The sequence below is a fragment of the Alistipes sp. AM16-43 genome, from assembly GCF_003435745.1.
GTDB classification, from domain to species: domain Bacteria; phylum Bacteroidota; class Bacteroidia; order Bacteroidales; family Rikenellaceae; genus Alistipes; species Alistipes onderdonkii.
Map to the genome: position 1 here is coordinate 150,711 of NZ_QTUQ01000004.1, position 12,639 is coordinate 163,349.

At 50.9% G+C, this 12,639-nt stretch carries 10 protein-coding genes and 1 pseudogene; 3 read left to right on the forward strand and 8 right to left on the reverse strand.

Annotation, left to right across the window (positions count from 1 at the left end; all coding sequences use genetic code 11):
- Positions 1-67: 67 nt before the first annotated feature.
- The 3 genes and pseudogenes from DW189_RS09135 to DW189_RS09145 form a co-directional block, all read right to left on the reverse strand.
- Positions 68-1,408, reverse strand: coding sequence for a sigma-54-dependent transcriptional regulator (locus DW189_RS09135; protein WP_117507690.1), 1,341 nt, complete (start codon positions 1,406-1,408; stop codon positions 68-70).
- Positions 1,409-1,528: 120 nt separating this feature from the next.
- A complete protein-coding gene (locus DW189_RS09140; protein WP_117507691.1) occupies positions 1,529-3,577 on the reverse strand; it encodes an LruC domain-containing protein in 2,049 nt (682 codons plus the stop codon).
- A gap of 264 nt (positions 3,578-3,841) precedes the next feature.
- Positions 3,842-4,709, reverse strand: a pseudogene (locus DW189_RS09145) (helix-turn-helix domain-containing protein).
- 218 nt (positions 4,710-4,927) lie between these two features.
- Here DW189_RS09145 and DW189_RS09150 point away from each other — a divergent pair.
- The 3 genes from DW189_RS09150 (at position 4,928) to DW189_RS09165 (ending at position 7,476) form a co-directional block, all read left to right on the forward strand.
- Positions 4,928-5,602, forward strand: a complete 675-nt coding sequence (locus DW189_RS09150; protein WP_117507692.1) for a FadR/GntR family transcriptional regulator — start codon at positions 4,928-4,930, stop codon at positions 5,600-5,602.
- 9 nt (positions 5,603-5,611) lie between these two features.
- Positions 5,612-6,844 carry an MFS transporter gene (locus DW189_RS09155; RefSeq protein WP_022333934.1) on the forward strand — a complete coding sequence of 411 codons (1,233 nt, stop codon included), beginning with the start codon at positions 5,612-5,614 and terminating at the stop codon, positions 6,842-6,844.
- Between the two features lie 110 nt (positions 6,845-6,954).
- Entirely contained in the window at positions 6,955-7,476 is a 522-nt protein-coding gene (locus tag DW189_RS09165) for a methylated-DNA--[protein]-cysteine S-methyltransferase (RefSeq protein WP_117507693.1), read from the forward strand.
- 818 nt (positions 7,477-8,294) lie between these two features.
- Here the strand turns inward: DW189_RS09165 and DW189_RS09175 are convergent.
- The 5 genes from DW189_RS09175 to DW189_RS14245 all read right to left on the reverse strand — a co-directional run bounded on the left by DW189_RS09175 (position 8,295) and on the right by DW189_RS14245 (position 12,622).
- Complete coding sequence (locus DW189_RS09175; protein ID WP_117507695.1) at positions 8,295-9,062, reverse strand: hypothetical protein; 768 nt, start codon at positions 9,060-9,062, stop codon at positions 8,295-8,297.
- A gap of 4 nt (positions 9,063-9,066) precedes the next feature.
- Positions 9,067-9,975 (reverse strand): toll/interleukin-1 receptor domain-containing protein, encoded by a 909-nt coding sequence (locus DW189_RS09180; protein ID WP_141417818.1) that lies wholly within the window; start codon positions 9,973-9,975, stop codon positions 9,067-9,069.
- A 137-nt stretch (positions 9,976-10,112) separates the two neighbouring features.
- Complete coding sequence (locus DW189_RS09185) at positions 10,113-11,390, reverse strand: phage integrase SAM-like domain-containing protein (protein WP_117507698.1); 1,278 nt, start codon at positions 11,388-11,390, stop codon at positions 10,113-10,115.
- A gap of 292 nt (positions 11,391-11,682) precedes the next feature.
- Positions 11,683-11,973: a hypothetical protein gene (locus tag DW189_RS09190; RefSeq protein WP_117507700.1), complete on the reverse strand. Its 291-nt coding sequence runs from the start codon at positions 11,971-11,973 to the stop codon at positions 11,683-11,685.
- Positions 11,974-12,229: 256 nt separating this feature from the next.
- Positions 12,230-12,622 carry a hypothetical protein gene (locus DW189_RS14245; RefSeq protein ID WP_141417817.1) on the reverse strand — a complete coding sequence of 131 codons (393 nt, stop codon included), beginning with the start codon at positions 12,620-12,622 and terminating at the stop codon, positions 12,230-12,232.
- Positions 12,623-12,639 lie beyond the last annotated feature (17 nt).

The following is a 12,639-nucleotide window of genomic DNA, read 5'->3' on the forward strand; positions in this document are numbered from 1 at the left end:
AAAAAGAACGGCCGCCCTATCAAAATGATAAGGCGGCCGTCTCAGAATGATACGCCTGGCGCCGGCGTCAGGGCTTCATGCCGTAACTTTCCAGCTTGCGGTAAAGCGTGGCGATGCCGATGCCCAGCAGGCGGGCGGCCTCGGCCTTGTTGCCTTTCGTGTATTCGAGTACCCTGAGGATGTGGTGCCGTTCGAGGGCGTCGAGCGCCATCGAGTCGGGCACGGAGCCGTCGCACGACGCGGCATGGAATTCGGGGGAGAGGCAGCCGACGGTGAGGGCGTTGCCTTCGGCCATGATCAGACTGCGCTCCACGACGTTGCGCAGTTCGCGGACGTTGCCGTGCCAGGCATGGCGTTCCAGTGCGGCGATATATCCCTTGTCGATCGTGTCGATCCGGCGCCCCATCCTGTCGGCGAACTGCGCCGCAAAGAACCGGGCATATTCGGCGATATCGCCCGGCCGTTCGCGCAGCGACGGCAGGTGGATGCGGAAAACAGAAAGTCGGAAGAAGAGGTCTTCGCGGAAATTCCCGGAAACGATCTCCTTTTCGAGGTCGCGGTTCGTGGCGGCGATGATCCGCAGGTCGACCTTGGTCGGGCGGGTCTCGCCGATTTTGATGAACTCGCCGCATTCGAGCACGCGCAGCAGCTTGGCCTGCAGCTCGACGGGCATCTCGCCGATCTCGTCGAGGAAAAGCGTCCCCTTGTCGGCCTCCTCGAACAACCCTTTCTTATCCTTGGTGGGACCCGTGAAGCTGCCGGCACGGTGGCCGAACAATTCGCTTTCGAGCAGTTCCTTGGAGAAAGCCGAACAGTTGACGGCGACGAACGCCCCCTTCGCGCGCGGGCTGGCGTGGTGGATGGCCTGCGCAAAAACCTCCTTGCCGGTTCCGGTTTCACCCGTGAGCAGCACCGAGGTATCCGTGACGGCGACCTTGCGCGCCAGCGCGACCGCACTGCGGAGGGCTTCCGACGAACCGATGATGCGGTCGAACGAATGCTCTTCGGAGAGTTTGTCCTCGAGACGAGCCAGCCGGCGCTGCATCTGCGCTTTCTCGGTGGCACGGCTCAGCAGCGGCAGTATCTTGTTGTTGTCGTCGCCCTTGGTTATGTAATCGAATGCCCCGTTCTTGATGGCCTGCACGCCGTCGGGGATATTGCCGTAGGCCGTCAGCAGGATGACCTCGGCCGACGGCATGGCCTGCTTGATCCGTCCGACCATCTCGACACCGTTGCCGTCGGGCAGCTTGACGTCGCACAGCACGACATCGGGTTCATAGCGGCGGAGCATCCTGAGCCCCCCGGCACAATCGGCGGCCTCGGCCACCTCGTAACCTTCCAGAGCGATGATGCGGGCCAGCAGCTTGCGCAACTGTTCCTCGTCGTCGATAATAAGAATCTTTGCCATTCGGTTCGTTCATTCTTTTCGGCAAAGGTAACACAATAATTCCACATATCGTTCCGGCAGCCCCATACAACACGGAGCCCCCGCGATGCAGGGGCTCCGTGCGAACCGGCAATACCGGGTCTATTTCACGGAGTTCTTATACCACTCCTTGTGTTTTTCGCCACGGCTCTTCACCCAGTCGGCGAAATAGGGATAGAAGACGTCGATTTTCACCATCTCGTCCGGGATCCGGTAATCGGTAACGGGCAGGTCGATGGCAAAAGGATACAACTCGGAAGTCGCATAATAATAGGGCCCGATGGGGTTCCCCGCCTTGTCCAGCGAGCTCTTGTCATCGTTGCGGCCGAAAGGATAGGGGTCGGCCAGCGACGTGGGCGGATAGTTGGTCAGGTGTATTTCCTTGCGGACGGCCCCGGGAACAAACCCTTTGTCGCTCACGCAGATGAACGGGTTGTAGAGCGACTTGCGGGTCACCTTGTCCATCGACAGGCTCCCGTCCAGTTTGATCTCGACGCTAACGGGCCCCCGGGCCACGGCCTGCTCGATGTCGTCGAAGAGTATCACCACGGCTTTATCCTGGTTCTTTTCGAGTCCGGCCGTCGAAGACCCGTTTTCGATCTTCACGCCTTTGACGGCGGTTACGGGAATGTCGAGCTGGTAACCGAAGGCGCTCCGGAGTTTACCGCCGCTGTGCAACGGAGTGACGACATCCCGGATCGCCACGATCCGGTTGTCTTTGTCGACCGTGAAGGTCGTGCTGTACCCGACCACCACGTCGTTCATGTCGTAATCGCCCTGGCTCGGCCACAGATCCTCGAAAGCCAGCGTGCCGACCACAGGGTCGCCCGCCACGTCGGGATACTTCTCGTCACCGGGGTCGGTCGTCGGGCGGTCGGGGTCGTAAATGGCATCGGCAGGATCGGAGTCCACATAGAAAAGCACGTCCTTATAGTCGTTGTCGCCGCCATCCTCGAAGCCGAGCACGGTTTTGCCGCTCACTTTGTCGTAAAGGCTGACCATATAGCGGCCGTTCTCCGCATTGAACTCATTGTTCGAATAGCGTGCCGGGTGTTTCGAACCGGTGATATCGAGTTTTCCGGTATAGTCATAAGCCGAAATTTCATACGCATCGGGCAGCATGAACCAGCCCACAGTCGTACCGGCTGGGAAAATGTCGGTAGCCTTGCCTCCCCTGAAACAGGTCAGCCGCAGCTGTTCGCCGAAAAACAGGGGTGCCGTCCAATCGCCGCCACCCGACCCCAAATCGTCCGGGTCGTCGAAATTGGTCGTAAAAGAAGAGCAGTTGGGGAAGGCCACGTACTTGGGCAGCGCATCGAACTCGGCTTGCGTCCGGGGAGGGTTCTGCGTATCATAATAATAATAACCGATGGCATTGCGCCATGCTGCCAGTTCTGCGGCGAACACCAGCGTCAGATGGGCATCCTTCGTCACATTGAGGTTGACCACCCCGGTCGGCATGGCGTATTTCGAATTGTCGACGCCCGGCATCAGTACGTTCTGAATGCGGTTCATCATCCCCGCAGGTGTCTGTGCGTAATCAGGTGCGATATTCAGGTAGGGTTTCTGACCATACACTGTACCGAGGATGTAGAGCGGTTTGCCTTCCCAAGTCCAGTCGCCGAGCTGCTGCACGTTATAAGGATTGGCCGCATCGGCACGGGTCGCCGCAACCCGGTCGGCAACCGCGGCGCCGGAGACCTTCCCGGCCGCCTTTTCGTAGAACTGCCGCACGTTGCACGAAATACCGCCGGCAGTCACGTCGGCCTCGATACAGGCGGGGAAACCGTAGGATTCGCTATACACGTACACCTTGCCTACGGCAGTCGGGAGGTTGACCACTCCCGAATATTTACCGTCGTTATCGGTATAGGCCCTGAGCAGGGCTTTTACGCCGGGTTTCAGAGTAAACGCACCGTCCACGGCATTCACAGGGTTCTGGGCATAAATTTCAAACAGCGCCTTGCTGCCCCTGCGGGCATAGTCCAGATTAAGAGGAATATCCCGCGTCGTGGCGTAATCGTATTTATTTCCGCCTTGGGCCGTGTCATCCGGGCCGGGAACTTCATCCGGCCGTTCGATACAGCCGGTCGGTAACATGGTGCATACTGCGAGGGCACACAGCAGGCACAGGTATCGTAAATTTTTCATATGAGAAAAAATTGGTTTATCACATCCTTTTCCGACAGCCATCCGCACCTACCGTTCTGCCCTGCGAAAGCAAATTCCGCAGAAGCCCGCATTTCTATCTTGACAAATGTAAAAAAATAAACCCAATTTCGCCAAACTTTGGGCGAAAATCGCATATTATTAGTGAAATACACACCAAAAGCACAACAAATACGGCTACCATTTAAAACATTTCAGCCCTACATTCTACAAAAAAAGAAGCCGGGCTTCCGCCCGGCTTAAAGCTCAGAAATGAATATTCTTCCGATACCGGGACGGGGACATGCCCGTGTACCTGCGGAAAAAGCGGCTCAGGGTAGACTGGTCGGGAAAATTGACACGCGCCACGATCGTCTTCAAGTCCATCGCCGATTCCCGGAGCAGCGCCTTGATCTCGAAAATCGTGAAGCAGACGATCCAGTCCCGTGCCGACTGCCCGCTGATCTCGTTCATCAGGTTGGTCAGGTACTTCGGAGTGATCCCGAGCCTCTCGGCGAAATACGCCACGTCCCTGTTGGGAGAATGTTCCTCGACGACCGTCCGCATGAACCGGAATGCCAGTTCTTCCTTATGGGTATAAGCAGTCTTTTCAGCCTGCGGATCATTGAGATAGATGGTGTAGACGTCCCAATAGAACACCCGCAAAAGTTGCATTACCGACTCACGGCGACAGATGACGGGAGCATTTTCGGCACGGTAAGCCAGCAAGTCGCAGAAATTCAGGAACCGCCCGACATACTCTTCCCGCGGCTCCGAGGCGATATGCGTGCGCATGTAAAAAAAAGAAACCGGGCCTGGCCCTCCACAGGGAACTGAGGGTATCGGTAAACATATCGTGCGATATGCGGAAAAACCTGATCCCGAAATCGTCGCTTACCTCCTTGATGGAAATCAACTGCCAGGGAAACAGGGCAAGCACCATCCCGCGCACGATCCGGAAGCGATGGCTGAAAACCTGTACCGTAGCCGTACCCGACAGGCAGATGCCTCCGACCCCTTCCATAAGGTATACCGGACAATCGGATACCGGTAATTCGTCAGACTGTGTGTAGATACCGAACTCCCCGGGCTCGAGCAACCTGAAAAGTTTCGTATCGTCTTCATCTATATTCATTGTTACAAATTTAGATATTTGTCCGTTCTGAAAGCACCTCGCTTTTCACCAATAACATGCAAAAATTGCCGCACATGAAAATTCGTACTTTCATCCGCATTTCTCGGATCACAGCGGGTGAAGCTTCCTTGCCCGAACCTTTTTCCGCACGCAAAAGATCCCGGAAAACTTTGCCGGTTCGGAATTAATGCCTACCTTCGTGCAAAACATCAGATGATATGATGAAACCCGGTTCGAACATGCAACTCAGCAAGAAATCGCTGGCCGAAGAGCTGGCCGGCCGGTTGCAGGGGCAATTCATGTCCGGAAAATTCGAGGTGGGCGAAAAACTACCGCCCGAACCGGAGTTGATGCAGATTTTCGGGGTCGGCCGCTCGACCGTGCGCGAAGCGGTCAGAATCCTGTCCAACATGGGGTTCCTGAAGGTACGGCAAGGTGCCGGGACATTTGTCGAACGCCTCACGCCCCCGGACGAACCGATGGAGCGGCGCCTCGGGCGCGCCGACCTGCACGACCTGGACGAAGTGCGGAAAATACTGGAAGCCGCGATCGCCGAAAAAGCCGCCGAACGGCGAACGGCACACGACGCCGCAGTCCTCGAAAAGCACCTCGCGGAGCGGGGAGCGACCGCAGCTGCCGGGGCATTGCAGGCCTGTATCGAAGCCGACGTCAACTTCCACATCGCCCTGGCCGAGGCCACGCACAACGAAATCCTGTGCGAGCTGTACCGCTCGACGGCCGCCCATCTGAAAAAGAGGTTCAGCAATATATACAGGGACACGGAGTGCCTGCTCGCCACCCAGCCCACGCACGGGCAGTTACTCGGATACATCCTTGCCGGGGACGTGCGGAATGCCCGGGAGGCGATCACGCGGATACTCGAAGAACCATAGCCCGCAGCAATGGAGACGCTTACAAAACCCACGGACACACGCCTGCGGCGCTTCACGGAGACCGGAACGGTCTACCCGATACTGTTCATGATCAGCATCACCCACCTGCTGAACGACATGATGCAGTCGGTGATCCCGGCCGTCTACCCGCTCCTTAAGGAGAAATTCGGCTTCACGTTCGCCCAGATCGGAATCATCACGCTGGTTTTCCAGATGACCTCGTCGCTGCTGCAACCCTTCATCGGACTCTACGCAGACCGCCATCCGCGCCCCTACTCGCTCGCCGCGGGGATGTGCTTCACGCTGCTCGGGCTGTTCACCCTCTCCGTCGCCCCGGGCTTCGTACCCATCCTGCTGGCGGTAGGGCTGATCGGCTGCGGCTCTTCGGTCTTCCACCCCGAATCCTCCCGGGTGGCGCAACTCGCTTCGGGAGGCCGGAAAGGACTGGCACAGTCGATATTCCAGGTCGGCGGCAACGCCGGGGGCGCCATGGGGCCGCTGCTGGCCGCGCTGGTCGTCATCCCCTTCGGGCAGGCCTCGATCGGCTGGTTCGCTTTGGCCGCAATCCTCGCCATCCTCATCCTCTCGAGAATCGGGAGGTGGTATAAACTTCGCCTCACCGTCACCGCAAACCGCCCCGCGGCAGCCGCAGCGGCCCCGGCACACCACCTGGGGAAACGCAAAATCCGCCTCGCACTGGGCATCCTGGGCGTACTGGTATTCTCGAAATACTTTTACATCGCCAGCATGACCAACTACTTCACATTCTTCCTGATGGATAAATTCGAAATCTCGGTGCAGGGGGCGCAGTACTGCCTCTTCACATTCCTCGGGGCATCGGCTGTCGGCACGGTCGCCGGCGGGCCGCTGGGCGACCGTTTCGGGCGTAAATACGTGATCTGGGGCTCCATCCTCGGGGCTGCGCCCTTCACCCTGCTGCTGCCCTATGCGAACCTGACCTGCACGATCGTGCTCGCCGTCATCATCGGACTCGTCATCTCCTCGGCATTCTCCGCCATCCTGGTCTACGCCACCGACCTGATGCCCGGCAAGGTCGGGATGGTCGCCGGGATCTTTTTCGGGCTGATGTTCGGCCTCGGCGGCCTCGGCTCGGCCTTCTTCGGCTGGCTGGCCGACAAGACCAGCATCGAATTCATCTTTCGGATCAGCACCCTGCTGCCCCTGTTGGGGATAATCACGGGTTTCCTGCCGAATATCGAAGGCAAAACGACAAACACATAACCGATGAAAGCATGCCAAATGTAATCGTACTACGCCCCCGGGCTGTTGCACGATAGCTTCGAGAGAAGAAGCCCCGGAAGATTCCAACCTTTACTTTAACCGATAACACCATGCAGTACATTTGTAAATACCAGTCGCCCCTCGGCGGGATAACGGTCTCCGCCGACGGCAACAGCCTGACCGGGCTCTGGTTCGACGGGCAAAAATACTTTGCCGCCACACTGCCGGCAGCACACGAAGAGAAGCAGCTCCCCGTATTCGACCAGACACAGCGGTGGCTGGACTGCTACTTCAGCGGGAAAAACCCGGGATTTACACCCTCGCTGCGCCCCGAAGGGTCGCCCTTCCGGCAGGCCGTATGGGAAATATTACTGCAAATACCGTACGGGGAAACAATCACCTATAAGGATATTGCGGAAGAAATCGCACGGCAGCAGGGAAAGCAAACCATGTCGGCGCAGGCCATAGGCGGTGCCGTAGGGCACAATCCGATCAGCATTATCATCCCCTGCCACCGGGTCGTGGGCAGCGACGGCAGCCTGACGGGATATGCCGGCGGCATTCCTAAAAAGGTCAGGCTCCTCACCCTCGAACAGGCGAACATGTCCGGACTGTTCATCCCGGAAAAGTAATTCCCCCTGCGGAAGCAAAAGATCCGCCGACGGGTATAAAAGAAAAATCCTCACAACTCGCTGATTCGCTTGTCGCAAGGATTTAATTGTCTGTTTGGAGCGGAAAACGGGAGTCTGACCTACGACTTCCTTATGCTTTGTTCATCAAGCACTTCCCTTTGTTTTGCCGGGTTGTTTTCCCAAAGTGGGACACCGGCGGGGACATTTTTCGAAACCCCTTTCCTTTGGTGTTTTCACCCTTCTGGAAACTGTTTTTCTCGGTTTACTGATACAAATATAGTGTTATTTTTTGTGATGTGCTATCAAGTCCTGCAAACACTCATCGGTACTCTTGATTACGTTCGCTTTGAGTAGTTTTTTGATCTCGCCGATCTGGTAGTAATACTTCCCACCCATGCAGGAGTGGGTGATCTTTCCGTTTGTCCGAAGCCGTTGCAACGTCCGTTCGATTATCTCCAAAAATCGACAGACTTTCTGACTATCTACCCAAGTTTCATCGTCATTCCCTATCACTGGTCGCTCCATCGAGCACACGTACTCCGACAATGCATCCAATTTTTCGACAAGCTGCTTAAAAGCTCTCGACTCTATCGTTATGACCTCCATAATTAACCTGCTTTAACTACACAAGAATAGTGGTTAATACCCCGAGCAGGTTAGGAAAGATGTTATTAGTCTTTGTCCTTATACTTAATTGCCGGAGGAAAATCGGCATCCCACCTCCAAGAGTGATTAATTATAGTTGTCAGTCCGAGTTTAAGTTTGAGCCCTACATCTTCATGAAGCCTACTTCTATCTAAATTGAAGTATGGAGAACCCTATATAACCCCGTATGCTTTAAGTAATTTCAACTGTTTCTCTAATTTCTCTGGATCCATTGATGGATCAATATCAATGTTTATACTGACATTAGAAATTGGACCTGATTTTCTACTAATATGGGTTGGCTGAGGTGATTCATCATTTACCGATGCCCCATTGCTGGCATCATGTTCCTCCGCATGGGTTGTGCTTTCCTCCTCTTCTATTGAGGGCAGATCCGTATTGGCACTCACGGGCAGATTAAAATCTAAAGTGGTTCCATTATCGGTACACAGTTTTGCCTCCTTAGCTGATTCGCTAAAAATTTTCACAAATTCGTCCCTTAAATCAGGATGGATTTTGAGCGTCTGAGACGCGTAATTACCAATTTTCTGCTTGTCGGTAGTTGATCCTCCTTTGTATGTCTCATAAGTATTTTTAAAGACACTAACATTAAAGAATGCCGTTTGCAATGCTGCTGTTTTTTGAGTGCCCTCAGACAACACTATTTGGGAAGCCAATTCAGTCGCATTAAAAGCCTTATAATCACCCGATAAGAGTTTAAATTGCTTTAAGGCAGAACTTTTAATCTTCCCTTTATCTGAATTAGACCCAACCTTGAATACTCCTGCATTCAATTGAGCAATAGTAATAGAGTTGGTATGAGTCTTACTCACTAAGTCTTTTAATAGAGGCTCCAGGTGCTCTAAACTGTAACGAGGGAATTTGGTTCCACCTTTTCTTGTAAGTTTGCTCTCATCTGTGCTTGCGTTCTTCTTAGCCATATATTTATTCTTTTAATGTTTTTATCAATTCATTTAAACCACTCTTATATGAAGACGTAAAGTCAGCGTGTTTTTTGTCTCTAAGAAGTACTGGGATTTGACAGTCTGATATTTTAACTGGGAGCACATGTACTTTCTTGGACTCAATCTCAGTTATCATCGCTGAATTTAACTCTCTCTTAACCCATTCAGAATTAATTGAATGCTGGCTGAGAGCTATCACAAAATAATCTGATTCTGCTAAGCCTTGGCTTATCTTGTCGTTTATTGAATCTCCAACTTTAATCTGCTGCTCATCCAACCATACGATTATTCCTTCTTTTGAAAGATCAGCAGCGAGTTGTCGAATGAATGGTTTATCCTGAGAGCTATGTGATAGGAAAATGACCGGAGCATTAGATGCGGATTGATGCCGTTCTTCTTTTATTTGTACTCCCTCTTCAGCAAAATCCTCATACATCGTATCTAGAGAAAGAGCACCTAATTGATCTGCCCATTTGATCAATGGCTCAATGGCTAGTTTCTCATAATTAGTAATCTTCTGAACAGTGGCGGCTTTCCTCGTGGCATTGTCTATTGTGTCTCCTAATTTTAGAAATTGTCTAACGCTAGCTATCAGAGGCATTTTGAAAATAGCTTCTTTAAGGACTGTTTTCTTTTGTGATTCACTACCTTTAAATGGGTATGGAATAGTCAATACATAAGCACCTCTGGAAGATTCGGTTACTATCCCCATATTTAGACAGTTTTTAATTGCCTTGCCGACAGTACGCGGATCCAGCCCGGAAAATTGAGAAATTTCTGAGTTATCGGGCTTATCTAACCAAGAAACTCCGTCCAAAACATGAAATATTGAATCCAATTTTATTGGTTCAAATCTCAAACTACATTTCTTTTCAACTTTGGGACTCACTTGTAATGTCTATTTATGAAGATTTAATGCCAAAGATATAAAATAAATTAGCTGTTTAGTCTGAATATCTCATATTTAGTATTTATATGTTAATATCTAACTGTATTTATCTAGACATAATAGATAGGTATTTTGACTTACAATATCCTATTCATCTCCTCCCGCATCGCCTCTTTATTGGTGTTTGAATAATAGTATTTATAAATCGTATGCGGAGAATTACCGGTCTGTTCGGCAATCTGGAGTGGATGGTAGCCCTCATCGATCAGGCGGGAAATGAAGCTGCCGCGGGCGGAACTCCAAACCACCGTTTCGGTGATTCCAGCCTCGTCGCAGATTTTTCGAAGAAGCTGGCAAACCAAACTCGATAAGCGCTTTACACGCTCATACATCTTGAGTTCCGTATTATGCTTTCTCGTAAATACCGGGAAAATATAGTCGAGAGAACGTCTGTACGTTGTTCTATACCGGTCGATAATCACTTTGGCTTTATCAACTAATATGAGCTGCGCCCGCTTGTCGCATTTCATTCGCTCATAAAGAATCATATCGTCCTTGATCAGATCGGCCGTAAGGAAGCAGGTGTCAATAGCCGACATCCCGCCGGCATAATAGCTGAACAGAAACATGTCGAGATACAGTTGTTCTTTCTCTTTCAACCTCTGCCGGTCGAATTGTTCGATGGCACTGATCGTGGCTTGGGAAACGGATTTCGGACAATGGACCGGCCCCTTTACTTTACCACGGACAGCCTTAAAGACGGACAGCCGGACATTATAGACGCCCCGATGTTTGGCCTCGACAAAAGTTGCATGGAGAATCTTTAGCTTTTGCTGCACTCCGCCAAGATTGCCATTGCGGGCGCCACGTTGCTGTTCGTACATAGCGAACTCAAGAAGAAACTTCTCAGTTATATCTCGGAAGAGGTATTTGGAGAACTCCCGGCGGTATTTGTTATGGGTAAATTCAGTGAGTTGCTTTTTCAAGCGGCGATACTTCTCTGCGTTCCTCTGGCTGGTTATGATCCAGCCATTTTTGAATCGCTCCCGTTCGAGAAATTTCTCGACCATCAGATCGAGCATTTTCGGCACAGTAATATACCGATCGCGAATTATTTTCTCTTTGTTGAAGTAGTGGGACAACTCGACCGGCGTCCAATCCTTCTTCTCGGCCTCCCATCGCTCAGCGATCTCCAGATATTTGAGTTTGAGATTTCGGAGCAGTTGATTTTTGTGTTTGATCTGCGGACTGTCACCACGGAATGATTGGGCCTTCGGGCTCCAGTCTTTATACAGTCCGGAAATGTAAAATTCTTTCGAGACTCTGGCGAAACCTGTCTTGTGGAAGATCAAAGTGAGTTTGACTAAATCGAGGTCTTTCGGATTGCGACGACCCTTGATGCGAATGGTAAACATAGCGATTGAGTTTTAGAATTTGCAACTCAAAATTCGTTATGTTTTGGGCGGAAAAATCTCGGTATATTTAGGTTAGAAGAAAACAAAAAGGGTGCCTCCGGGAGTCCTACATCTTTGTTTTATGCGAAATTCTCGATAATTGACAAAGCATTCATTATGAGTACATTGTAAAAACGACTCGATTTGAATAAAAAGAGGCGGTCCCGAAAGGAACCGCCTTTTTTATTTAATAACCTCCTGATTTCATGTAGGCCAATATGTAGTCTCGCCCCAAAACCGCTCAAAAATCTCGTTACATTTCACCGTGCATAATTGGTATGGAATAGTATCCACAAATGCGTGCCGGATGGAGGCCGACAATCTCCGCCAAGGCCATCTCGGTATAGTCCGCTTTAAGCATTTCAACGATGAATGTTCCGCGTGCTCCGGCCCATATTGGTTGCTCATCGCAGCCGATAAGTTTCTGTACTTTTCGGAAAGTATCGGATGCTCTTTCGTAGATGCGCTTCACCCTGTCGGTCTGCTTGGCCTCGGTGTTATGCTTATGAGTGAATATGGGCAAGAGATAATTTCCGACGGTCATCCCCTTGTATTTTTCAACGATGGCCTTCGCTCTTGGAATAAATGGAATAATAGCATTTTTCGGAGCCTTATCTCTCTTTTAAGAAAAAAATTTGGTCTTCTATTTATTTCTCTTAAAAGCTTTTTATTTCGTTCAAAGTCTTCTTGGATGATATATGGAAGAGCTCCTCCACCTGATGCTACATGTATTGGCATATCGTTAATCTGGATAAACCAATCAATGTCTCTATTACGAAAATAATCGTTTTGAAGCAACACTAATTATGAATATTAAAAGTATCTAAACAATTTTGACAATAATCGTGTTTTTGTAAGGTTCGGGGGCGATATGCATTTGAAAATGTTAATTGGTTGATTGATATTATACAGTTTTGCCCCAATACCTTATTAGCAGCATGTACCTCGGCGCAATTTCCAAGCCTATTATGAAATCTTTTAGTTGATAGTCTACCAAGTGTTTGTAATTTAAGAGCTAATCGGTTATCTAATAACTGCAATAATTGTTTTTCAGTTAAACGACTTTTATTGCAACTCCATCCTTTATATTGATGAAATTCTGCTCCTACAAACATCTCACGATCTTTTCCGAAACGTCTAAAATAGAATGCTTTACGTATTATTAACTTTTCAAAGGCAATGGAGCAATTCATTTTTAATTCTTTAAAAA